Here is a 24473-nt window from a genome sequence, read left to right as displayed (position 1 = left end):
TCTCTCCCTTTAGTCAAAATAAAAACTCGTCCTCCGAAATACGAAGGACGAGAAAGTTTCCCGTGGTTCCACCTTGTTTTATGATTGCCTCACAGCAACCACCTTATGAAGTGCGATCACACTTCCGCGGGATAACGGGCGCATGCCCGGGTACAGCCTAGTCTCCATCGTGGATTTCGGTGCCCAACTCAAAGAGGTGTTCAAGGCAATTGCTTTAATTCCTTTCACCAACCGGAATCTCTCTACAAAAGCAAGATTGTCTTTACTCGTTCTTCTCATCGTCTTTCCTGTTACTTTAGTAGTGTAAAGCAATAAAGGGGTTCTGTCAAGAAATTTCTTCATCAATTTTGTCTTCAGGCATCTGATAAAGCTTAGGAAAAATCCGTTGATCCACCCGGTAATTATAGGCAACCAGCAATACGACTGCAATGCCAACAGCACTCAAAAAAGTAAATGCCGCCGCATAAGAATATCGTTGAATCAATATACCCATGACAACACGGCCACCCATACCACCTACAAAATAGGCAATACTGCGATAACTATTGACCCGTCCCCGGTGAGATGCGGGCGCGCGGCGGCTGATAAAGGGCGCTGAGCCTAACATATTAATAATCTCACCCAAGGTAAAGGCAAACATCATCACATAGAAGATCCAATATGCCTCGGCACCTCGCAAAATTAAGTAACTGAAGGAATACAAGGCCAACCCCAACATGACCTTGCGCAATTCTCTCCACTTGGTAAAAATCCGCGTCATAATGGGCGTAAAGATGATAACAATTAACCCATTAAAACTTGCGATCAAGCCAAAGTAGGTAGCACCCTCCGCCTGATAAATTTTCTCCATATACAAGGGTAAGACAAAGGACCATTGATCATAAATAAAAGCCGCAAACATAGCCACTAGAATTTGGATCCAAAGGGATTTTCGTTCTTTTAAAATCTGAAATGTCGTAACACCCTCTTCGGCATGGTCTTCATATTCATTCCGTTCCGATTCCTCAAAATCTTCAACATTCAATACTTTCACGAAGAGAATAATTAAAATAGTCGAACTGAGTGTTGTAATCCCATCCAAAACAAAAGCCAAGGACAGGTAATTTTCAAAAAGCATGCCCCCAATAGCCGCGCCAAACATAAATCCAAGATTATGTCCTAGGTAAGAGAGCGAGTATACCTTCTCTCGCTCTTGCGGCTTGGTTGAATCCGCAATCAGCGCTTCGAAAGCCGGATGTTCCATATTTGCGAACAATCCTGCCATGACAAAGAAGAAAGTCATCAGATTGCCCGGCTCAACTGCAGCACAAGCCATAAAAAATGCAACGCTGATCAAATCAAAAATAATGATGATCTTCTTTCGACTAAAGCGATCTGCCAATTTCCCGCCGATAATATTCGCCGGTAGAAAAATAAATCCGATCATCACGGACAACATGGCAATTTCCGTGACCGAATATCCAATCTTCCGAGACAAGATCAGTGTTAAGAGCGGCCAAATAAAGGCCCCCATATTGGTCACAATTCGAGCAATAAAGATCACATAGGCCGAACGAGACAGGCCCTTGTATTGAGAAAAAATACTAACTAACTCACGAAACATACTTTCACCTTCTTTGGATTTCTTAGTAATCCTTTACCCTCATACGAATAATAAAATCGATTCAATTACTTCTCTGCTTGCCCTTTTAGGAAAAGTGCAAGGCATAATGAATCAAGATGTCGCGCAATTGCTCGATCGATTCCAGTTCAACATATTCATGATCCCCATGCCACGCCGCTCCTGTTGGACCAAACTCGATTGCTGGAATGCCCCGGCCCGCATAAAATCTTCCATCCGAGGCACCGTGTTGCGCCGTCATTTCCAATGACAAGTCTGGTGCTACAAGGGCCATGGATTCCTTCAGTTGACAAATCTCACCCGCATTTTCCGCAACACACACGCCCGGTTCCATCGCTTCTATTTCAATTTTTCCGTCAACAATTTCTTCGATGGCCGAAACAATTTCACTTGCATCCAAATGAGGTACATATCGGATATCGAGTCCCAGTGTGCAGGCGTCCGGCACACGATTATAAATATCACCCCCACTGATAAAAGCTAAATTGATTGATGATTTCTTATAGAAAGCGGATCCTTCGTTCAGAATCGGCAATGCCTTGATTCTCTCCACATTTTCCATGGCTTTGGCTATAGCATTTTCGCCCTCCCATGGCCGACTTCCATGGGCTGCCTTTCCAGAAGTATGAACAAGCACTCGTAAAATACCTTTTGCTTGCAAGGACACTTTCATCTGCGTGGGTTCTGTACAAATGACAAAATCACCGACATAGCCCTCTTCCACTAAGTATTTTGTTCCGTGGACCCCGCCGATTTCTTCATCGGGAACCAATTGAAGCATGACTTTCGATGATAATGGATGATCCTTTAACGCAATAAAGGCTTCCATCATAGCAACACAGCCACCCTTCATATCAGCACTACCACGCCCAATCAATCGTCCCTCTTGCACAAGAGGTTCAAATTGCTCCAAACAACCCGAAACCACATCCAAATGCCCATTCCAAATCAAGGTTTTTTCTCCCTGTCCAAGGACAGCCACATAACTCTTCCATCCCTGGCAAGCTACGATTGTTCCATCAATGCCATGATTTTTCAAATAAGCCGCCGCAACTTCAATCGCCTGGTTGGCCCCTTCTTGACTTGAAGAATCAATTTTCACAAGCTGTTTTAGCAATTTCAACATCTTCTACACCCTTCCCTTTCGTTTATATAACAAATGAATTTCCTATTATGTCCAATTGTACCACAAACTTTTTCGTACAAAAAAACACGCCCCTCATCAAGGCGTGTCCCTTTCTCTTATTCAATGGCCATAAAAATATCCATCATCGTTTCGCCATCAATCTCTTTCACTTCTTCCAAGCAATATCGTACACCCTGGGCATTTTCTTCCGGCAAGGCATTCTCTTTGACCCACTGCACCAAACGACCCCACCCCTTTCCGATTCGATTAAAGGGATCTGAAAATGGATCCGCAATCCGGATGGCCGCATATTTTGCACCGGCAATTGTCTTAATTGATACTCCGTTGGTTACTTTCACTTTCCCGGTCACTGAAATCCAGTACTCATATCCGCGCAACCCCTCATCCTGTTGAGCCGCCGATACGGGAACATCAAATCCAAACCGTCGATCAGCTTTCAACCCTGGATGTTTTTCCACCCAGTCATTCAAGAAAGCAATGACTTCCTCTTCCGGATTCTTGCTGATTACAACTGCACTAACCACGGTCAAATCCGGCAAGGTTTCAAAGAACACTTCGCTTAAATAGTTCTCCATTCTACTCCCTCCCAAAGATTCTAATTCTTCGATGACAATTGGCTCAAGCCAAAGCATCGATCGCTTTTTGCATACACTTGGTGCACATTGATTCACCGTTCGAAAAGCTCGCGAAAATGCCCGTTCAGATGAATATCCAAGCGCTAATGCAACATCCATCATGCGTTCTCCGCGACGAATTCGCACCACCGCATGCATCATCTTTCTTTTCCGCACATAACGCATCAAGGATTCTCCTGTATAAAGCTGAAAGAGACGATGCAAATGATATTTTGAATATCCCACCGCACCAGCGCAGTCCTCTAAGGTCAATGGGTCTTCAATATTCGCTTCGACATAGTCAACGACCGCTTGCATCACTTCCCGCATCACACATCCCTCCTCAAGTCACCTTCATTATATCGGAAGAAAAGAATGACGGCCGGACAATTCTTGCTAAAACGATGAGAATAACCGAAGAACTAGACGATTTCAGCTATAAATTCAAGCATATCCTGAACCGCGTTGTCAAAATTCTCTCCCTGATAAATGTCAAAATGTTCAATGGGATAGGTTTTTACACGACAGTGATCCCCCATACTTTTTTTCACTTTTTCCACAGCTTCCATGCTGACCAGAATATCCTTCTCACAAGCCAAAATTAATGTTGGACAATGTACATGTACTGCAAAATCGGATGGATTCTCTCCTCGCCCAGTCAGCAAAACCTGTGCGCAAACTCGATTCTGAAAGGTCGGCGAATTGAGAAGAATATCTTGATACCCTTCATAAGCACCGACCGCTGTTAACATGGCGGTTTCACCAGGTCTTCCAACAATAGGAATATAATGGGGTGACAATCCCAATCGTCCTCTCCCCCGATCGCGCTGGGCATGAACAAAGAGTTTCAGAAAAAATCTCCAACCCTCCCGTTCCAAGACAACTCGCCCGTCGATATTTTTATCCAGAGCTGGGCACTGCGCAATTACGCCCGCAATGGTTGGGTTTTCAGCGGCAAGAACTAGTCCATATCCTCCGGATGCCGAGGTTCCCCATAGCACAATTTTCTTGCAATCAACTTCCTTTCGTTTTCTTGCATAGTCAACCGCTCCTCTAAGATCCTCTTCCTGCTTACTTGCCATGTAAAGTTGTCTCGGTTTCCCTTCACTTGTACCAAAATGGCGATAATCATAGGTAAGTGCTGCATAGCCCGCTTCATTAAAACGAAGCGCATACCGCTCCAAAAGCGCATCCTTGGTACCACCAAAACCGTGGCTTAAAATGATACAAGGCACTGTCGTCTTCCGCTCTTTAGGAAGATAGAACCAACCGTGCACCCTTTCTTCTCCTATCTCATAAACGATCTCTTCTCGATTTTCAGGAGCAACTCGCTCTTCCTCTTGATTTTTCATCTGGACCTGCGGCTCCCGCAGTATCGGAAAAAAGATAATAATCAACAAATATACAAGTACCAAGACCAATACGATTAAGAATCCGGATAAAAACATCACATCACTTCCCTTCTCTCTCTATTTACCCCATTTCGACCCCAAAAAAAAGCGGTCGCAAAGCGGCCGTTTTTTTCTTCTCCTATTGTAAAAGTTTCATTGCATCTACCAATCCGTATCCATATTGAGGATCAAAACCTGGTGCACCTAAATCAACACTGAATTCTTGAAGCGCGAATCGAAAGTCACTCAATGATGCACCGGGATGTTTTTCTAAGAACAAAGCTGCCAAGCCCGCTACATGGGGTGTTGCCATAGATGTACCACTCGCCGTCGCATAAGAGCTTCCTTTATAGGTCGAATAGATCTCTAGCCCTGGTGCAACTACATCAAGTTCTTGACCCCAGTCTGAAAAATATGCCTGTGTTTCATTTTGATCAATTGCACCAACAGCAATGGTACTGGCATACGCACCCGGAAAATCAATAGCGTCTCCATCATTCCCTGCTGCTGCCACAACAATTATCCCTGCAGCCTCCGCCAGTTCCAAGGCATCTTCCAAGTCCGGGTTTGATTCTGCGGATCCCAAACTTAAATTAATAACATCCATTCCATTTTTGATTGCCCATTCAATTCCTTGGATAACATATGAAGTGGATCCGCTTCCATATCGATCCAGCACTTTCACTGCATATAAGCTTGATGCAGGTGCAACCCCCACAACACCGAAGGTGTTATCTAAAGCCGCGATGGTTCCCGCTACATGGGTACCGTGACCATTATCATCGTTATAACTTCTTACTCGTCTAACGAAATAAGCACCTCCTGCCACATCCAAATCTGGATGGGATCGATCGATCCCAGTATCAAGAACAGCGACCTTAACGCCTTGACCGGTATACCTTGACCAAACATCATTCGCATTGACCTTTAATACTCCCCAATCTATAACTTCGGTGCTTGCTGGTGGATCTGGTTCTTCTGGCGGGTCCGGTTCTTCTGGTGGATCTGGTTCTTCTGGTGGATCTGGTTCTTCTGGCGGGTCCGGTTCCTCTGGTGGATCTGGTTCCTCTGGTGGATCTGGTTCCTCTGGTGGATCTGGCTCCTCTGGTGGATCTGGCTCCTCTGGTGGATCAACTGGTGGTCTCCACCTGCCCCCTCTTCCCAAAGCATAAACTGGCGTATCAATATGTATAGATTCAATTGAGAACTTCCGGCCTAAGGCTTCAAGTGATTTTGAACTTCCCTTAAATGCCACACCATGGATCAAACCCAATTCCCTCGCCTCAATTCCTTGACCGCGAAGGGTGTTTGCAACCTTGTGTAAAGATTCGCTCTTATCGAGGCGGATAATCACACCTGTCGTTTCTGGTCTTCCTGCTGCAAATCCAGTGGTGGAAAAACACATCAGGATGATCAGAACGAACATGAATAAAGAATTCCGATTCACTACACCATCTCCTTTTTTATTTGCGTATTACTATCATACCCATTTCACTATTAAAATGGTTTATTTAATCATATTTATGTCAATTACCATTTATTACTAAACATTTTACAAAATAACCCTATTTGTAAAGTAGCCTGATCCAGTTACAGATCAGGCTACTTAATCAAAAAGCTAGAATTTAATACGAATTTTAATTTTCCAAGGAGGCCCCGAAATTTCAATTTCGATGCCAATACGGGATTCCATTCCATCGCCGTCCGAATCTTCATCCATAAAGTCGGCTCGAAATACTTGTCCCTTTTCATCCAGATAAAGTTTTACATTATCCGGGTTCATCATTTTTTCGTTTCTTAAGAACTCCATTGGCGTCATTTCCATTGGTTCTTCATTCATATAGAACATGACGTCCTCAGCCAAATTTAATATTGTTTCATTTGTTACGCCCATATCAATTCGATCAGGAACCGGATCATTCATGGTATAGAGGATTGTAGCTTCCTTCTCCAGATCACCCACTACCACGATTTCCTTCTTTTTATGCAGAGGTACAAATGGTTGTGGTTGATCTAAATCAATCGTGGAGTAATCCAATACAATGGTTCTTGTTGGATCTCGCCAATCAACTGTTACTCCCTTGGCTTCCAAAAGCGATCGAACCGGTACATACGATCTTCCATTGACAACAATCGGATACAGCATGGATCCATCTACATCCCTTGGTTGCCAAGGCTCCCCATCCACTTCAAAATTCATGTCTGTTGCACGGTATGCATCAAAATACTCAACATCAGCTGCCGTAAACGAAAAAGACGTTACGAGCAAAATACCGATGACTAAAAGAACAAAACCACTTCTTTTCATTTCACTCTCCTTTTGAGCCTATGGCTCATTACGTATATACCCAGAGGGGTATGGGGTATTCATATTCTTTCATGATCCACCAATATATTCACTTGTTCTTCCTTCTAATAAAACGTATAATTATTTGTCCAACCAACTCATAGAAATGAGGATTATTTATGTCAACGAACAAACAACTTTTTCGCTTAGCAGCACCGATTTTTATAGAAACCCTGCTTTTTATGCTCCTTGGCGTTGCCGATATTTATATGCTAAGCCAGTACAATGACTTGGCTGCTGGTGCTGTTGGCGCTGCCAATCAGCTGATCAATAATCTAAATCTGATCTTCGCCATCATTTCAGCAGGAACCGCCGTTTTGGTTGCGCAAAATGTTGGAGCAAAAAATAAACTTGAAATCGAGCGTGTCAGCTCTGTCTCCATCGTCATGAATCTATGCTTAGGAATTGCTGTCAGTTTGCCTATGCTGATTTGGGGCCGCAACATCCTCATTCTTATGGGGGTAACCCCGGACTTGATGGAACATGCGGCAGACTATATTCAGATTGTCGGCGGTGCTTTGTTCCTGCAGGCTCTTTTAAATACCGCAGCGGTCATCATCCGTAGCCATGGATTTACCAAACAAACCATGCTGATCAGTCTTGGCATGAATATCTTAAATATTTTTGGAGACGCAGTATTGATTTTTGGTCTTTTTGGCGCTCCTGTTCTAGGAGCAAAAGGTGTGGCAATCGCCACTACGGCCAGCCGATTTCTTGCAACCATCGTCGCCTATAGTTTCCTCTTCAAAAAAGTGGTTCCCATTGAAATGTTTCGCCATATCTTTGATAAGCCCAAACAAGTTCTTAAGAATTTAATGAAGATTGGTCTGCCGGCAGCCCTAGAAAATATGTCATATTCCGTTTCTCAAACAGTAGTCATGTCTCTAATTCTAGTATCGATCGGCGAAGTTTCCTATATCACCCGTACCTACGCCTGGTCCATCTGCTGGTTCGCCTTTCTATTCGCCATTGCGATTGGGCAAGCAACCCAGATCATGATTGGTCAATCGGTTGGTGCCAAGCGCATTGAAGAAGCCTATGAAATCGGACTTCGCAATTTTCGAATCTCCTTTATCCTCTCACTATTCACCGGACTTGGACTCTTTCTTTTCGGCGGCAACTTAATTGGACTCTATACAGACAATCCCCAGATTATTGCCATCGGTGCAGCCACCTTGGCTGTAGATGCATTTCTTGAACCTGGGCGCACCTTTAATATTATCTTTATCAACGGTTTGCGCGGAGCAGGCGATGTCATCTTCCCGGTTGTCATGGCCGTCATTTCCATGTGGTTATTTGGTGTCGGTGCAGGTTATTTCTTTGCCGTCATTCTTGGATACGGATTGCCAGGATTTTGGTTCGGTTTCCTCTTAGACGAATGGATCCGAGGCTTCTCTATGTTCTTGCGTTGGAAAAGCAAAAAATGGACCAATAAATCCTTAGTATAAACATCAGAACAAGAAGGATCCGAAAAGCCAGGTCAGTTATCTAGCCTTTCGGATCCTCCTATTTTTAAATCCACACGCATGCCCCAGAGGGATGCTTTTTTATTCGTAAAACCATCCAAGTTTCAAGGCTTCTGCATCAATCCATGGCTCAACCGAGTCCGAGAAGATAAAGTTCTGCTCCTCCAGTTCCTGATTGAAATACGTGTCATAGCGACAGCTAATCAGATCATCTGAAGTATGAACCGAATCATGGATCGGATGCTGGTCGTGAAAGTAAATGGGATAATTAACTTTTTCAGGCAATAATTTCCGTTCACTTTCTCTTGTACTTGCCAAAACAGCCCCTGTAAGAACCGCCTGATGGATAAAAATTTTAAAGAGTACATGGTCTTCAAAATAGGCATGCATAGCTTCATGCTCGATAATGGTAAAGAAACGATCTCTCCAAAACTGTAAAATTCCCCGCTCTGTTCGTAAGATAAAAAATCCCGCATTAAAATACGGACGAATATTCAATTCTTCCACCCCGGTTTTCATCGGCGCAAAGTCATCCTCCAACTCAAAAGCACTATAAATTTGTTGCCAAAAAGCGGTCAACGGTTCTCCCTCTTCACAACCGACAAGCTTCTTATCAACAGGCCGATAGGCAAATACCACACTCTCATTCAATTCAAGTACACTCAAATCTTCAAATACGATACTATCTGTATCCATCCAAAGAAGTGTTCCTTCTACTGTGTTTTCCGCTTCTGCTGCCCCTAAAAGTTTGTCTACAAAAGGAAATTTTCGATATCGCTCAGGAATAGAAAAGGGCATAACCAAGATATTCGGTTCTGGATACGCGGCGCGCAATTCCTGAACCAGATCCATTTCTGTTTCCGGCACCATAATCCGGATTGATTCAGACTTCGTCTTCTCCAAACTCCGCATCAAAAGTTTCCCATGAGCTAACATGGATTCATTCTGGATCATAAAACCAATATGCATAGCAATTCTCCTTTCTATTCCTCAACCACAGCAATTGCTCGGATTGGTGATCCATCTGCATCCTCGACATTCAAGGGAAAAGCGTAAAAATCGAACTGACCTTCAAGTAAACTCATATTCTTTAGATTTTCAATAATGACCAGATCATTTTCAAGAAGAATTTTATGAATCGGAAAGCTTTCTGTATCCATTAAATCGATTGAAATGGCATCAACACCGATCCCTTTCAAATTGAATTGCATCATATACTCCGCCGCTTCAATCGACAAGGCGGGAAAACTTCCGACATATTGCTCACTGCCCCAAAACAACTCCCATCCTGTCTGAATCAAAACATAATCAACTTTTTTCAAAATGCTTTCATAGGCTTGAAGACGGCCCAATGGAATTTCCTTTGCCGTACACTCCCGCACATCCAGTATCATTCCCCGGCCCATAAACTTCTCAACAGAAAACTGATCTAAAGTCTTTCCATCCGCAATCATATGCGCTGGTGCATCCATATGGGTCCCCATATGAGAATACATGGTCCATTTCTTTTCTCGAAATCCCACCTCCTCAATCGTGCAGGCCTGCAAAAGAGTGGGGCCTTCCGTTCCCGGATAAACCGGCATCCCTTCTTCAATTAGATGGCTACAATCAATAAACATTTTCATATTTTTTCCACCTTCTTATCCTTTCGAACCGTCTTTCAATTCTTAAAAAAACTTAAAACCAAACAAAATGTGTTTCAAATGCAGTTTGTTTAGATATGATAAACCTATGAAGGCTTATAAACGAATACCCAAAGGATTTACCTTAATTGAATTAATTATCACTCTAGCCATTTTAGGCTTGATTCTTGCGATCTCAGTACCAAACTATATGGAAGTGAGAAGCAAATCAGAGCTTCGTGCCGATCTTGCAACGATTGCCCTTGTAGAAAATACCGAAGATCATTACTTGTCCATGAACAAGACTCATTCCTTCGATGTATCTATCGAACAAAATGCCAGTAATTTTCAAGATTCCCTGGATAATCTAACTAGTCTGATTTTCCCCGTCCACTTTAATGTAGTAACCAACATACATTGGGCTAAAGAAGATAATCGATGGTATATCGCATACGATACAACATCGTCCGGTCAAGATGAAAACACAGACGAAGATGAGGATGAAGATGAAAATGGAGACGATGATTTACCGGATCACCCAGAATGGGATCCAAATCAGGATCACTATAATGGCGGCGATCGTGTCATCCATCAAGGTCGCGTCTTTGAAGCGCGTTATTGGACCAATGACGAACCAGGTCTTTTAGGTAATCCTTGGAATGAAATCACCGATGAATGGCGCAATTTCAATCAATATGATGCTGGTGCCATCGTCACTCATAATGGTGCACAATTCAAAGCTCGTGAGTATATTAATCCTGGCGCCCCTGCTCCAGGCAACTTATCCGGCACTTGGGATGAAATCACAGCTGAGTGGCGCAACTTTAATGTATATCAAACAGGAAATACCGTAGAGTACAATAATCACACTTATCGTGCAAAATGGTATACGAAAAATGATACACCTGGAACTGCAAATGTATGGGAATTGATTAATTAACTGGATATTTTATCCAGTTTTTTATTTACGCATTTTTTCGATATATGCAAACAATTCCGGATTGTTTTCCAGGCATTGCGGCCCCATAATGCTGCCCTTCAAACCATTTTCCTTCATCACGGAGAAAGAGAGCGGACTCAGAGCTTTTGGCTCAAACTCTTGCTCTAGCACCAATTTCATGTACATTTTATTAGGTGCCTTCCCTTCAATTCTTACAAATTCATTCCCAAACTCCCTTGCATTCTCAGGAGGCAAGTCAATCGCTATAATTCTTGTTCGGAACAAAATTCGCTTATAAGGCGCTCCGGCATAAATATATACGGTGTCATCAACCGACACCTTACTGCTGATAGGCCAAAAAATTTCCTCTGCATGAAAAGCTTCTTCCAATAGAAATATTTTTGGATTCGCTGGATAGACCCAATGCTTCATAGCTTTCCCTCCATCCCATTCTGACGCGCCTTGCTTTTGTATGCTGATTGTGCAAATCGAATAATTTTTTGATAAATTTCTATTAGCATCGGTTCATTCGAATACTCGCCAATCTTAACGACTGGAACCCATTGAACCCCATTTGTCTCTTCTTCATTCAAAACCAATAACTCCGTTTCTTCTGCAATCAGCACAAATGACGTATTGAAATGCAAATGAGTTGAAACGTAGGCACCTTTTTTCTGATGTCCAAAAACAGGCAATACTTCAATCGAGATCGGATCCTTACTTAAGGGCATCATTTTTTCAATCCCAGTTTCTTCCCGAGCTTCGCGGATCGCCGTCCCCAATGGATTGTCCTCACCGTCAGCGTGCCCTCCGGTCCATGTCCATGTGTCATATATCTTATGATGAATCATCAGCATCTTGTCCAAGGCGGGGTTTAGAATAACAGCCGAACTCGTCATATGAGCCGCCTCGTTTTCTCTCGTCAAAATTTTATTACCGGTCAAATCCATTTGTTCCAACATCAAAAACCGATCTTGTTCCTCTTGCTCACTCTTCGTTTGATACCGCTCGATGATTTCAAAATATCCCATATTTCCCCTTCTTTCTTCCACATTCTTCTACACGTTATTCAGCTTAGAATCCGATGGGTAAGGAACCTTACCAGAAGGAATCTCTTCCGATGCAGAGTCCAAATGAATTTCTTGATCATCAAAAAATATATGTGCATTAAACGCTTTTAATATGTCCGTCTTGCCAACACCACCTAAAAAAAAGGCTTCATCTACATCCACGCCCCACTTCCGTAAGGTCAAAATTGCCCGCTTATGGGCGGGTGAGTTACGCGATGTTACCAAGGCAATTCGAATCCGTTTCGGCTCCTCTTTTTTGATCTTGGATAGGGTCAATAGGAACTTTGCGAATGGACCTTCAGAAAGAGGATCACTTGCAAACTCTTTTTCATTTGCCGCGAAGGCATCCAATCCCCTTTCTTTGTAGATCGCCTCAGACTCCTCTGAAAAAATTACGGCATCACCATCAAAAGCTATGCGAATCTGATTTTCGTTTGGATGAAAATCCTTTGGTGCATCATATAAACGAGCAGCTGCAAATCCAGCATCAATGGCATCTTGTACATCCTCTTTGTTTTTTGACAAAAACAAATCCACCTCTAACGCATTCAAATAGTGCGAAATCTTTTCGCCTCCGGTAAAAGCCGCGCGCTTGATATTCAATTCCTTCTTCTCAATGGAATTAAATACGCGCAATCCGGTACTTGGACTGTTCCTAGACAATATTATCACTTCTACTTGGGCTTCCTTTCCCAAATGATTCAAATCAAGTAAGGCTTGTACCAATGAATAAGCCGTTCCTGGTTTCAGAAGCTCATCCTCATGAGTAATTTGATGTTCTGTATAAGCAGACAATCCCTCATTTTCATAAATGGAATTTTCCATTTCCAAATCAAATAAGGCTCGCGACGAAATCGCTACGACCAATTTATTCGTCAATTTATATGACATACAGACTCCTTTCTATTCCTTCATTGAATCCTTCACCATGGCCCTTATTCCATCAAGAAGCAAAGGAATTCGTTCCCATCTTTCCTTCTCGTTATTGATAATCAAATCACTGTGAGCCAACACGCCCATGATTTCATCCTCGTAATTCTTCAATCGTTCTTCTACACCACCCTCATTCCGCTCTTCTAGCCGAACTCGGCAGCTCTCTTTTGAAATGTACAATCCGAGCGCAAACACCTGGTCCCCAAAATGCCTCTTCAATTCTTCAATTCCATGAAGATCAACAGCAAGGGTTACGGTCTCTTTTTTTAGAACAATAGACTCTAGCGATTGCAGACTGGTTGCATAATAATTTCCATCATATTCCGTCATCTCAAGAAAAAAACCTGACGCCATTCTCTTCAGCATTTCTTCCTGTGTAGCAAAGAAGTAATCAATCCCATGTTTTTCCCCTTCACGCGGCAACCTTGAGGTCCATGTTGTGACCGTAGAATATCCAAGACGGTTTTTAATCGTTGATTTTCCTGCAGCACTGGGTCCAATGACCACAATAAAATGAATCATCTACTCCTCCAATTTCTCTCTGTCTTTGTTTTTATTATACCATTCCCATTTCCTAAATATACAAAAAACAGCCTTTCGGCTGTCTTAATCATTGATTCCTTGTCGATATGCTTGAAGCGCTTTTTGAAAATCTTCTGTTTGATGATATCCACATGACTTAAACTCATAGCACCAACCGCGATATACGCAGTCGGGCACACATGCATGATATAATTCCGGTTCCACATCCTTGATACTGTCCAATATGCCAACCCAGGCTTCTCTCGTCTCTTTTGAAGCTGCGCTGCAAAGACGCTTGCGCGAAATGGAAATCATTGCCTGCGCATTGACCAGAATTTCATGCTCCACTTCGTTTCCCTGAGGTAGATCATTACGCTCCACACCCGTTCGATCCGTTCGTTGCGTGCGAACAAAATGCTCAATGCCAAATTTATGACGCACAATATGCACCGATACCCAATACTTCAAATCCGTCCATTTCGCACTGACAGACAATTGACGAATGGGAGAATGTTCCGCCAAAAGAATTCGTCTTTTCCAAGAAGAACTCGGTTCCTTGACTCCAGCATCCCGATGAATTGTTGTACGCGCGGAATCGGCAACTTCTCGCCATGTTCCTTTTACTTTCAATAATTCTGCTTTCATTCTACTGCCCCTTACCTTCTTTTTTCTAATTCACTTTTTAAATACTGTTTGCAATTATACCACAAATCAGCTAAGAAATTCGAGTCCTATTTCTTGGCCATAAAAAAAGCAAGCCAAACTTGGCCCGCTTTTTATACATAATTGAGAATCAGATAAACCACATAGATGACGAGTAAAACCACACCTTCTCGCTTGGCAATAAAGGCTTTTCTTCCTCGAGAAAAATAGCGAAATAATCCCAAAGAAATCAACATCGTCGGAATCTGAATCTGGTAGAAACTAGTTGGTACAACCAAACCACCCTTGGTTACCGCAGCTGCACTTCCTACTACAAATAATACATTTAAAATATCCGCTCCAATAATATTGCCGATAGCTAATTCACCATGACCTTTTTTCACTGCTGAAATCGCAGTCACCAATTCCGGCAAGCTCGTTCCAAAGGCCACAAGAGTTGCCGCTATCACGCTTTGTGGAATTCCCATGCGGGTCGCAATAATTTCAACGGCAGGAATCAACACCTGAGATGATCCAATTACCATGACAACACCGACCAGCAATTTGATGATTTGAATCCAAAGCGCTGTATTTTCCTCTTCAAACCCATGAGGGCTCGCACTTGCTGTTTTTGCCCATTTCATAGAAATATAAATATATGCAACTAAAAGAGCAAGAAATACAAATCCCATCCATTGATAAATCTGACCGGAAGCACCGGCTGAGAAAATCGGCAAACAAACGACAGCAAGCAAGATCCCTGCACCCAATTGAACCTTCCCTTGTCGCAAAATCGTTTTTCTGTCGACAACTAGATGACCCATGAGCGCCGCCAAACCAATTATCAAACTGGTATCGGCAATAATCGATCCAATCGCATTTCCTAATGCCATATCAGGGTTTCCATTCATGGCTGCCATGACAGAAACACTCGCTTCCGGCAAGGTCGTTCCCAAGGAAACGATGGTAGCACCAATCACCATTTTTGGTACACCCCAATGAACCGATAAACTGACAGCTTGATCGACAAGTAAATCCGCACCACGACTTAAAAAGAATAGACTCACCGCAATAATGCCAAAGAGAATAATAGATGGCCATAGTTCTAAATTATGCATTACTAATTCATTCATTTTGTTTCTCTCCTTTATGCACCGCCTTGAGGTCTTTTCCACAAAAAAAGACCTACAATTAACGGGACCGTTAATTGTAGAGTCTCACATGACATAAATATGCCACCAAAGCCGGGAATTGCTTCCGTAATGACGACTTTGATTCCTTATCTTTCAAGGATAGTTACTCCCTCTAATCAATTACTTTATTAATACTCTCCTATTCTACCCACAATGACAAGATAATGCAAGTTTATTACCAATATTTTATCATTTTACTCAATTGCGATGCCCCGATCTCCTTGTCCCCCAAAATCGATCAACCATCGAAATGCAAACAAGGCCCAATAAACCACTATCCAAAATTCGCATAACCAAGCCACCAATGCTTCCATGATAAAAGAAAAGAGTCAATCCAATATAAAAAAATCCACTAGCAATGAGTACTGCACCCCAATATACCCCAGCCATCATTCTCTCAGTCCGTGTTCGAACAGGAGGAAGATCAACCTTTAACTTCTCATTAAGAAACCAAGCAATAACGAAAAAACCAATTAAAGTACTAGCATGCTGTAATATTTTATAAACTGGAATTTGACTTCCTGCTATTAGAAGCCCTTGCTTCAACACTGGAATTGCTTCAACCATTAGGCCCGATCGATGCGTGAAGCTGTCCCAAACGATATGTGTCAACATACCTAATAACGCGGAATAAACAAACATCCAAGCCTCACGACCATGACGAATCGCTTGAGGAGCACGGCGATATTGCTGTGCTCCCTTCCAAAGCGGCTCCGGCAAATATCTCAAAAATGGATCCCGAACAAAAATTTCATAGATCAGCCAAACAATAAATACCAAGGGCAGATTTGTTGTAAACAAACCCGCTAAAGTATGCCCCGCAACTTGAAAAGGCTTCACGAAAAGGAAATATTCAAAATCTGGCGCCATGGAGCCCAGAACGAGCGCAGTAAAGTGAAATCTATTCTTTTGTTTTTGCAGAGGTAGTACTGCTGCTGGGTGCGCAAAGGTAAATGCCATAAAGAGTCTCCTTACTTGTTCTATTCCCTCGTTCTACCAAATTTTGGGGCCACTATTGCCTTCACACCCAAGTATGTCGCCAAGAAATATCCACCATAAATAACAAGAATAAATACGGCCGTTATCAAGAGATTACCCACAATATCCATTTCGCCCACCATACGAATAACATCATTGGCTACCTTCAATCCAACGATGGAGTGAACTATCGCCAGCCCCAGAGGCATCATAAAGTACAAAAACACTTGAAAGAAAATCGACTGATTAATCATTTTCTTTTCCGTACCGATCTTTCGAAGTAATTCGTAGCGCTCCCGATTGTCCGCCGCTTCCGACAACTGCTGAAGAGCAAGTATGGCCGCACAGGTAATCAAGAAGACAAATCCCAAATAAATGGACAGAAAAGATAGAATTGTGCGCGTCGATACGCTAGCATCATAAATCTCGGTGCGCGAACGAGAAAAATAATTCGGTCTCGGCTCTGTTTGTTTCAGCCATGCCGCCACCTTCGCATCAAATTCTCTGGCCTGTACTTCATCTTCAAAATTGAAATTCGCACTCTGCTGTTCCAACTTAAGTGCCGGCAGCTCGTCATCTCGCAATACAAAGGTTCCAAAATTACCCATTGCAAATCCCAACTCCAACGGCGTGTCTAAAAATGATAGCGATTGAAGTGCAAAAGTTTGGTTCGCCAACGGAACCGAAGCATCCGCCGTAAAGATCTCTTCAAAAGCATTTTTCATATCTTGATTCGTACTTAGAAAAGCAACTTCTCCAGAAGCCAGTTGGATTGATTCCTGTCCGTTCATCTTCCTCAAGCCATTTAAATCCGACAACGAAATGACTAAGGGACGCATATCTCCCATTTCTGCAAAATCAAAATTCGCTTTCTTTGCTCCAGGAAGTTCCGAGAAAGCAATACCTGAATCGTATTCGCGTACAACAGTCACTTCGCCATAAGCATCCTGTCCCCATTGGCGGTTCACAAGGTCTAAAATCGCTTCCGACGGCTCCTCCTCGACCCAATAATTCGTCAACGTATATTCATACGGATTTTCTTTGGTCAAATCTTTTGAGACTGCCATAGAAATACCCATACCGCTTGAAAAGGTACCGATCGTCAATAACAATACCAAACAGACAATGGTCATGGATACGTACGTTGTATTAATCTTGCTGTTTATTTGTCGCAAGACAAACATATTTAAATTTTTGAAATACAGTTTCGAATTGGCCTGTACCATACGAAGCATAAAACCTGACAATGACATAAAGAACAAGAATGTTCCAATTGAACCCAAAAGAATCGACAGGGTAAACATAAAACCAATGTCCAGCAATCCATTTTTTAAGATCAAGGCATATGCAGACACCAAACAGACAATCGCGATCACGAAGATTACAATGGATGCTTTCAAGCTTCGAATTTTCAGTTCTTCATTCTTTCTGCTCGCTTGGAAAAGGTCAATCAGCTTATATCTTGAAATCGATACGGCGCTGAACAACACCGCAATTGCAAAGATCAATCCAAAATACATGATTGCCTTCCCTGCACCTCCCAAAGAGAATATAAAATGAAACCCCGTCATGTTCACTTCAAAAAGCATGGCAGTGAATATCGACATCAACTGAGAAAGTACCGTTCCTAATCCCAATCCAACGCCCAAGGCAACTACGCCAATGATCATGGTTTCATAAATCAATACCCGAGCAATTTTCCATTTTTCCATCCCAAGTAACATGTACATGCCCAATTCTTGTTTCCGTCTTCGAATTAAAAATCCATTGGCGTATACAATTAAAAATCCCAGAACTATAGATACAAAAACCGAAAAATACGCCAGAATGTTAGTCAAAGCAACCAAGATAGATTGCTGTGATTCTGTAAATGCCATCAGTTCCTGCTGTGCATCAAGGGAATTAAACATATAAAAAACACTAACACCAAAAACCAAGGTCAAGAAGTAAACCGCAAAATCCTTAATGCTTTTTTTAACATTTTTTCTCGCTAGTTTAAAGTACATCGCTGTTGTCCCCCCCTAACAAGGAAACCACATCAATGATCTCGTTAAAAAAATCTTTCCGACTCGCCAAACCCCGGTCGATTTCATGAAAAAGCCGTCCATCCTTAATGAATAGGATTCGCTTGCAATAGCTTGCTGTAAAGGCATCATGGGTTACCATTAAAATGGTGGCGTTCATTTGTTCATTCATCTTTTCAAAACTTTTCATCAACATCTTCGCCGATTTCGAATCCAATGCACCTGTGGGTTCATCAGCTAGGATCATAGCAGGCTCTGTTACGATTGCTCGCGCAGCTGCAACCCGCTGTTTTTGTCCGCCAGACATTTGATAGGGATATTTTCCCAATACATCTTGAATCTCAAGCCTTTCTGCTGCTGCTTCCACTCTTTTTTTTATGTCCGCTGCTGGACATTTCATAATTGTCAAAGCCAATGCAATATTCTCAAACGCCGTTAATGTATCTAAAAGATTAAAGTCCTGAAAAATAAAACCTAATTGTTCCCGTCGGAAAGCAGAAAGTTTTTTTGCGGATAAACCCGTTACATCACAATCATTAATGGTAATTGAACCTCCTGTAATGGTGTCAATCGTAGAAATGCAATTCAAGAGTGTTGTCTTTCCACTTCCCGACGCACCCATAATTCCAATATATTCACCCTCGGCAACATCAAAGCTGATTCCATCAACCGCTTTGGTAATATTCCCGCGTTTCCCGTATGTTTTTTCCATTTTCCGAACTTGCAAGATTTTTTTCATAATTTCCTCCCATTCCTATTCTTATGGGATTAGTATATCTTGTAGTTCTTTTCTCCCTCATAACGATTTCTTACACCCGCCTTACCTTTCCAGACAAAAGGATTTAACTTGCCGTTACAACAAGAAAAGAAACGGTCTCCCGCCCTTCAAAATTTCTATTCAATTGCATTTTACTTCATCAATTATTTTTCATTTTTGACTCTTCTTTCTTCAAAAATTTTGTCATAGGGTTTAATCATCGTTTGTTTTAAACTCGGCAAGACCTTTCGCCGTATCGCTGGAATTTTCATCATCCATCCAATTATATATCCCTGAAAAATTGTACTTTTCTTCTTATGAGGGAAGTCATAAAGATCATTTTCTCGATAGAATTTATGATCTTCTTTCATAAAGCCACGCGATTCATAGATCAAATCTCGAAAAACACGCATACCGCCTACACCTTGAAAATTCACAGGTCGCTCCGGATGACGAACCATGGCCCACTCCATTTTCTTTGTCAGGATTTCAATCTTTTTCTGAATATCTCCCTCGAATTGGTTGCTAACAATCCCACAAAGATAAACATGACCCACTTGAGCCCTCGCCTTTAGCACATCAAGAAAGTTATTCTCGTTTTCTTTCGCCCCTGCGATTAAATATCCAACCGGACGGCCTCCAATACTCATGCGGTGTCCATTGCTAAACTGCCGATCATCAAACTTTTTCCACACGCTTCGAAACCAATGATTCTCCATGGTTCCTGCATAGACAATGGCATCCGAATTTTGAACATAGATATTCAAACTCTCTTGAAAATCATCTTTGATGATGCATTCCCCAGATAAGGTGCAGTTCAAGCAACCCAAGCATCCAGATTTAATCGATATCTCGTTCAGATTCAATACTTGAATCTTCGCTTTTGTATTTTTTCGGAAAATTTGTATCATTTTTTGAAGTTCTGAATCTTCTTCCCGCAAATCGGTAATCAAACTAATCTTTAATGAAGAGACGTCCTCCTGGGGCTTTTCCAAAGCCATTTCCCAGTCCAATTCCTCAAGATAGGCTTCAAATCGAGCTTGGCCCTGCGGCTTCAAGAGATCCTGCATATCCGCAAGGTGACCAGGAATGGAATGCATCTTCCAGTCTTTCCCTATCTCTTCTATGTATCGATATGCCGTATGATCGTAAAAATGACGAGAAGTTGCAATTTGGCTCATCCACTTCCCCGAAAATGCATCCGCATGACCATAGGCGTTCATCAATTCAATCCATCGCACCACTTGATACGGAACCGAGAAGGTGTACACTGGATAAAGCCATAAAACAAGATCAGCTTGACGAATAAGGTTTGCTATCTCATCCAGTTTTTCCTTATGCCGTTCCAGACTTTGAATAGTTTGGCCGATATGAAAAGTGGTCACCTCAACATTAGGTTTAACAACCTGCAGATAGCGCACGTATTGATAGGTGATGCTGTCTTTCCCCTTTGGGCTGCCATTAAGTACCACAATTCGATTCATCTTCCTCTTCCCCTTTGTCCTCATAGTCTCCTTATACTTTATCATATTCTCGCCAGCCTAAACGATTCTCTATCTCCGATCCCATATGCATTCACAAATTTTCCCATCTATCGATTATGAATATTTTCTTCGGGTAAAATGATAACAAGCATTCAAGGAGGCTATGATGATCACACAAGCAAATCCATCTGTAAAAAATCAAGCGCCAGGCACTATCACCTACACGGGAACCTATGCCGATGTCCCCCTTAGCATGGTTTTGTACCAATACAAGGCAGATCATTGGACCAAGGAAATCATCGATGACCTGTCCGGTATTCCAGACGATGACAAGATTAAATGGCTAAACGTCACGGGCTTGTCACACACCAAGGTCATTCAAGACATAGGCACTCGATTTTCCATCGATCCATTAATTCTTGAGGATATCGTTAATGTGTCCCAATATAGCAAAATGCAATCCGATGATGATCTTCTCTTCTCAGTCTGGAAGATGATCTACATGAAAGAGAAACAAATCGAGCATGAACATATTTCGCTGCTTTTAATTGATAATTGGGTGATCAGTTTTCAAGAAAATGAAGGCGATGTTTTCCATTCTGTTCGTACCCGCCTCGAAAAAAATCAAGGCATTCTTCGTACCATGAAGGGCGACTACCTTTATTTCGCCTTGATTGATTCTATCGTCGATCATTACTCGGATACCTTGTCGATTCTAACACAACAGTTTGACGCGTATGAAGCAAATTTTCTTGATCAAAAGAAAGTGACAGCAGATTCTTTGTATCCGCTCCGAAAAGAACTCACCCAATTAAAAAGTGCTATTTTCCCCATGAAAATCGCCTTGCCAAGGGTTATGAATTCTAAGCATCAACTCATCACGGAAGAGGTGCTACCTTATTTTCAAGACGCTTATGATAATTTACTGCAAACTGCCGAACAACTTCTTAGCATTCGGGAGTTGGCAACTAGTTTACATGATCAGCAATTATCAGAGCTCAGCAATCAAATGAACTCCATCATGACAACCCTCACCATTTTCTCAGCCGTCTTTATTCCCCTTTCCTTTTTAGCCGGTGTATTCGGCATGAACTTCCGCTCCTTACCAGGGACTGAATCAACGCAGGGGTTCGTTTTCTTTCTCCTCGCTTGTCTTATCATGGCTGCCACCATGCTCATGGTCTTCAAACGGAAAAAATGGTTCTAAACAAAAAAAGCTCGATTCGTATTTCCTAATGAATCGAGCTTTTCATTTACTTTTTTGGCGTAACCTTTAATTTTGAGTTTTCCCCTTTTGCCCATTTTTTCAAGTTGGTCAGCCGCTCTCCATTATCTGAATGACCTTCCGTATTATGGGCTGCAGTCAAATTTTCGCAGGGCAATTGCTCACATTCTCCACAATGAGACAAGTTTTTTGAAATCGCACAGGAAGCAATTTTACAAGTCCCCCAAAAAACTTCTCCAGCATGTTTCTTACACCCTTGGCAATTCATTTTTTCCTTCCATTCGCATACCCCACAATACGTGCCGCAATATGCCATCAAATTTGCATCCATTCGCTTCTCCTCTACTCCTTTTCCCTATGACAGAATAATCCGTTTCATTGAAATTTATCCCCTACAAGAACCACTCCATCTCTCGGCGCTCGCTGCAATTTTCAATCAACCACTGCTTGGTGCCTACAAGTTTTTCAGTCGATCGAGCCCCCTTGGGACAAATATTAATGCAACGTGCACAATAGATGCACTTTTCTGGATCTGTCTTTCTCCCGTCTGAAAAATCAATTGCTTCAGTCGGACAATTTTTGGCACACAATCCGCATTGATCGCAGTCATCATTCCCAATCGGAGTTGGCGTTGCCTTCAATTCTTTGTATGGAATATTCCCATATACTTCTGGTTGTTGATCGTTATTGGCTTCCAGTTTTGCGTTCACTAGTCCTGCGATCTCCAATAATTTTGCTCGATCCACCGCATCCGGTCGCTTAGCCGCTACGCTGATTTCCAAGCAATGCTCTGCAATCACAGCTCCTGCAGCAACCACTCGAAATCCCTTTGCATCAAGCTCATTGGTCAATTCCAAAAGTGCATCGTCATAATGGCGATTACCGTATGAAGCAATTGCAATGGTCTTTGCCTTGTTTCCTTGCAACATCTTAAAAATCTCCGCAGAGATTGCTGGTAGTCGGCCTGAATATACCGGCATGCCCGCCAAGACCAAATCACTTTCTTTAAAGGTCCAATCCGTCTTTCGATTTGCTGGAACTGTCATATCAATTTCAACAATTTCTTTGGCAGTAAATCCTGCTGCAAGGTCATCTACCGCCGCCTTGGTTCCACCATTAGGTGAAAAATGTAATTTTATGATTCGATTCATGACTACTCCTCCTATTATCCTTCATCATTCCAATTTTACTTTTCTGTACTGTTCAAAATAAACCAGTTTTCCCTCATTCCCACACTTCATCCAACCGAATCGAATAATACTCAATTGCTTTTTTATATGTGATTACACTTTCATCGGCTGATGTTTCAGCAATAATCGAAAGTAAAAGTCGCATGGCTTCTGTATGTTCACCTAAGTTATAAAGAGCCATCGATAAAAAAACCTTTAACCCATTATTCTCATATCGATCGATACCTTCCAAAAGAAGTTTTTTCGATTTGTCATATTCACCAATTGTTCGATATGTACTGCCTAATCCCAAATACGCTTCTTTTAAATCTTTTTCTGGCAAACCTAATTCAATTGCCTTCTCATAATAAGGAATCGCTTCTTTCTCTAACCCAAGAACATCAAAACTCCACGCGCATTGATAATTCACAACGGCGTGATTCGGATATCTCGTAGTCAACTCAACGAGAATTGTATTGGCTTTCTCAAGTTCCCCGATTTCTCTAAGTTTAATTGCTTTGTTGAGAATATCTTCCATCATTTTCTCCTAAGTAATCCTTTGTTTTATTCTTCTACTCGTTTAAAATATATCGCAGTGTCCGCTCGGGACATGCCATGAAAGCTTTCATTACTTGCACATGTTCCGTTTCTTCATACGATACCTGACGATATCCGTCTTCCACCAGTAGTATTTTTGCATGAGGGTAACTCATAAGAATTGGCGAGTGAGTCGCAATAATAAACTGCGAGTCGGCTTCAACCAGTTCGTGAATTCTTCTCAATAATGCCAGCTGACGGGTTGGAGACAAGGCGGCTTCCGGCTCATCTAGGATATAGAGCCCGTTTCCACCGAAACGATGTAGCAGAAGCGCCATAAAAGACTCGCCATGGGATTGCTGATGAAGAGATACGCCTCCATAAGAGGCTATGATCGGCATTCCACCGCCACCTTGATCTAAGTCATCGATATTCGAAGCGACATTATAGAAGCTTTCAGCCCGTAAAAAAAAACCATCCTTAGGTTGAATCACACCTTTTGAAAGCTTCAAATCATCCGCCAATCTGGAGTGGGTTTCCTTGGTATGAAAGTTAAAATTCTTACTTCCTCCCTCGGGATTAAAGCCATAGGCAACTGCAACAGCTTCCAACAAGGTAGATTTTCCACTTCCATTTTCTCCAACTAAAAAAGTCACATTGGGATGTAATTCAATCTCGGACAAAGCACGAACCGCTTCTAAATTGAATGGATAATTTACTTGTTCCTTCGACTTTTTCTCGCATCGAATGGATCGAATATATTGATTGAATCCTTTTTCTAGCATTTCCCT

The 24473-nt window shown here is 42.1% G+C and carries 25 protein-coding genes and 1 other annotated feature; of the genes, 3 read left to right on the top strand and 22 right to left on the bottom strand.

Annotated features, from left to right (window positions below; genetic code table 11):
* Window positions 1-40: 40 nt before the first annotated feature.
* Window positions 41-288, bottom strand: a binding site (T-box leader).
* A 37-nt stretch (window positions 289-325) separates the two neighbouring features.
* The 6 genes from AC25CA_RS01710 to AC25CA_RS01685 form a co-directional block, all read right to left on the bottom strand.
* The gene (locus AC25CA_RS01710) at window positions 326-1603 is read right to left on the bottom strand and encodes an MFS transporter (protein WP_486815314.1); all 1278 of its coding nucleotides are present in this window, start codon (window positions 1601-1603) and stop codon (window positions 326-328) included.
* A gap of 85 nt (window positions 1604-1688) precedes the next feature.
* A complete protein-coding gene (locus AC25CA_RS01705; RefSeq protein ID WP_486815313.1) occupies window positions 1689-2747 on the bottom strand; it encodes a M20 family metallopeptidase in 1059 nt (352 codons plus the stop codon).
* A gap of 116 nt (window positions 2748-2863) precedes the next feature.
* Window positions 2864-3712, bottom strand: a complete 849-nt coding sequence (locus AC25CA_RS01700) for a helix-turn-helix domain-containing protein (RefSeq protein ID WP_486815312.1) — start codon at window positions 3710-3712, stop codon at window positions 2864-2866.
* 92 nt (window positions 3713-3804) lie between these two features.
* The gene (locus AC25CA_RS01695; protein ID WP_486816584.1) at window positions 3805-4830 is read right to left on the bottom strand and encodes an alpha/beta hydrolase; all 1026 of its coding nucleotides are present in this window, start codon (window positions 4828-4830) and stop codon (window positions 3805-3807) included.
* Between the two features lie 82 nt (window positions 4831-4912).
* Window positions 4913-6220, bottom strand: coding sequence for a S8 family peptidase (locus tag AC25CA_RS01690; protein ID WP_486815311.1), 1308 nt, complete (start codon window positions 6218-6220; stop codon window positions 4913-4915).
* Window positions 6221-6391: 171 nt separating this feature from the next.
* The gene (locus AC25CA_RS01685; RefSeq protein WP_486815310.1) at window positions 6392-7081 is read right to left on the bottom strand and encodes a stalk domain-containing protein; all 690 of its coding nucleotides are present in this window, start codon (window positions 7079-7081) and stop codon (window positions 6392-6394) included.
* 158 nt (window positions 7082-7239) lie between these two features.
* Here AC25CA_RS01685 and AC25CA_RS01680 point away from each other — a divergent pair, with 158 nt between their 5' ends.
* Entirely contained in the window at window positions 7240-8568 is a 1329-nt protein-coding gene (locus tag AC25CA_RS01680) for an MATE family efflux transporter (protein WP_486815309.1), read from the top strand.
* Between the two features lie 99 nt (window positions 8569-8667).
* On the opposite strand, the gene AC25CA_RS01675 is transcribed toward AC25CA_RS01680, so the two are convergent.
* Window positions 8668-9555 (bottom strand): hypothetical protein, encoded by an 888-nt coding sequence (locus tag AC25CA_RS01675; protein WP_486815308.1) that lies wholly within the window; start codon window positions 9553-9555, stop codon window positions 8668-8670.
* A 14-nt stretch (window positions 9556-9569) separates the two neighbouring features.
* On the bottom strand, window positions 9570-10211 hold the full coding sequence (locus AC25CA_RS01670) for a cyclase family protein (RefSeq protein ID WP_486815307.1): 642 nt from the start codon (window positions 10209-10211) through the stop codon (window positions 9570-9572).
* A gap of 106 nt (window positions 10212-10317) precedes the next feature.
* Between AC25CA_RS01670 and AC25CA_RS01665 the strand changes: the two genes are divergently transcribed.
* A complete protein-coding gene (locus AC25CA_RS01665; protein ID WP_486815306.1) occupies window positions 10318-11148 on the top strand; it encodes a carbohydrate-binding protein in 831 nt (276 codons plus the stop codon).
* A 21-nt stretch (window positions 11149-11169) separates the two neighbouring features.
* Here AC25CA_RS01665 and AC25CA_RS01660 read toward each other — a convergent pair whose 3' ends face one another.
* From AC25CA_RS01660 to AC25CA_RS01615, 10 genes are all read right to left on the bottom strand, one after another.
* Window positions 11170-11580 carry a hypothetical protein gene (locus AC25CA_RS01660; protein ID WP_486815305.1) on the bottom strand — a complete coding sequence of 137 codons (411 nt, stop codon included), beginning with the start codon at window positions 11578-11580 and terminating at the stop codon, window positions 11170-11172.
* Window positions 11577-12179 (bottom strand): NUDIX hydrolase, encoded by a 603-nt coding sequence (locus tag AC25CA_RS01655; RefSeq protein WP_486815304.1) that lies wholly within the window; start codon window positions 12177-12179, stop codon window positions 11577-11579. Before AC25CA_RS01655 ends, AC25CA_RS01660 begins: the two co-directional genes overlap by 4 nt.
* Before the next feature lie 27 nt (window positions 12180-12206).
* Complete coding sequence (locus tag AC25CA_RS01650) at window positions 12207-13109, bottom strand: 5'-nucleotidase (RefSeq protein WP_486815303.1); 903 nt, start codon at window positions 13107-13109, stop codon at window positions 12207-12209.
* A 12-nt stretch (window positions 13110-13121) separates the two neighbouring features.
* Entirely contained in the window at window positions 13122-13673 is a 552-nt protein-coding gene (locus tag AC25CA_RS01645) for a nucleoside/nucleotide kinase family protein (RefSeq protein ID WP_486815302.1), read from the bottom strand.
* 84 nt (window positions 13674-13757) lie between these two features.
* Window positions 13758-14318, bottom strand: a complete 561-nt coding sequence (locus AC25CA_RS01640) for a hypothetical protein (RefSeq protein ID WP_486815301.1) — start codon at window positions 14316-14318, stop codon at window positions 13758-13760.
* 131 nt (window positions 14319-14449) lie between these two features.
* Window positions 14450-15448, bottom strand: coding sequence for a sodium:calcium antiporter (locus AC25CA_RS01635; RefSeq protein WP_486815300.1), 999 nt, complete (start codon window positions 15446-15448; stop codon window positions 14450-14452).
* Window positions 15449-15706: 258 nt separating this feature from the next.
* Complete coding sequence (locus tag AC25CA_RS01630) at window positions 15707-16468, bottom strand: DUF4184 family protein (RefSeq protein WP_486815299.1); 762 nt, start codon at window positions 16466-16468, stop codon at window positions 15707-15709.
* 20 nt (window positions 16469-16488) lie between these two features.
* On the bottom strand, window positions 16489-18492 hold the full coding sequence (locus AC25CA_RS01625; protein ID WP_486815298.1) for an FtsX-like permease family protein: 2004 nt from the start codon (window positions 18490-18492) through the stop codon (window positions 16489-16491).
* Complete coding sequence (locus AC25CA_RS01620; RefSeq protein WP_486815297.1) at window positions 18482-19249, bottom strand: ABC transporter ATP-binding protein; 768 nt, start codon at window positions 19247-19249, stop codon at window positions 18482-18484. The genes AC25CA_RS01625 and AC25CA_RS01620 overlap by 11 nt, the downstream gene beginning before the upstream one ends.
* Window positions 19250-19431: 182 nt before the next feature.
* Window positions 19432-20751, bottom strand: coding sequence for an NAD(P)H-dependent oxidoreductase (locus tag AC25CA_RS01615; RefSeq protein WP_486815296.1), 1320 nt, complete (start codon window positions 20749-20751; stop codon window positions 19432-19434).
* A 163-nt stretch (window positions 20752-20914) separates the two neighbouring features.
* Between AC25CA_RS01615 and corA the strand changes: the two genes are divergently transcribed.
* Window positions 20915-21958, top strand: a complete 1044-nt coding sequence (corA, locus tag AC25CA_RS01610; protein ID WP_486815295.1) for a magnesium/cobalt transporter CorA — start codon at window positions 20915-20917, stop codon at window positions 21956-21958.
* Window positions 21959-22004: 46 nt separating this feature from the next.
* Here the strand turns inward: corA and AC25CA_RS01605 are convergent, their stop codons facing one another.
* The 4 genes from AC25CA_RS01605 to AC25CA_RS01590 all read right to left on the bottom strand — a co-directional run bounded on the left by AC25CA_RS01605 (window position 22005) and on the right by AC25CA_RS01590 (window position 24467).
* Window positions 22005-22307, bottom strand: a complete 303-nt coding sequence (locus AC25CA_RS01605; protein ID WP_486815294.1) for a DUF3795 domain-containing protein — start codon at window positions 22305-22307, stop codon at window positions 22005-22007.
* A gap of 61 nt (window positions 22308-22368) precedes the next feature.
* Window positions 22369-23127, bottom strand: coding sequence for a 4Fe-4S binding protein (locus AC25CA_RS01600; protein WP_486815293.1), 759 nt, complete (start codon window positions 23125-23127; stop codon window positions 22369-22371).
* A gap of 73 nt (window positions 23128-23200) precedes the next feature.
* Complete coding sequence (locus tag AC25CA_RS01595; RefSeq protein ID WP_486815292.1) at window positions 23201-23686, bottom strand: tetratricopeptide repeat protein; 486 nt, start codon at window positions 23684-23686, stop codon at window positions 23201-23203.
* A gap of 31 nt (window positions 23687-23717) precedes the next feature.
* Window positions 23718-24467: an AAA family ATPase gene (locus AC25CA_RS01590; protein WP_486815291.1), complete on the bottom strand. Its 750-nt coding sequence runs from the start codon at window positions 24465-24467 to the stop codon at window positions 23718-23720.
* Window positions 24468-24473 lie beyond the last annotated feature (6 nt).

The sequence above is a fragment of the Gottschalkiaceae bacterium SANA genome (assembly GCA_036323355.1).
In the GTDB taxonomy this organism is placed as follows: domain Bacteria; phylum Bacillota; class Clostridia; order Tissierellales; family GPF-1; genus GPF-1.
This window is presented reverse-complemented; position numbering and strand designations above follow the sequence as displayed.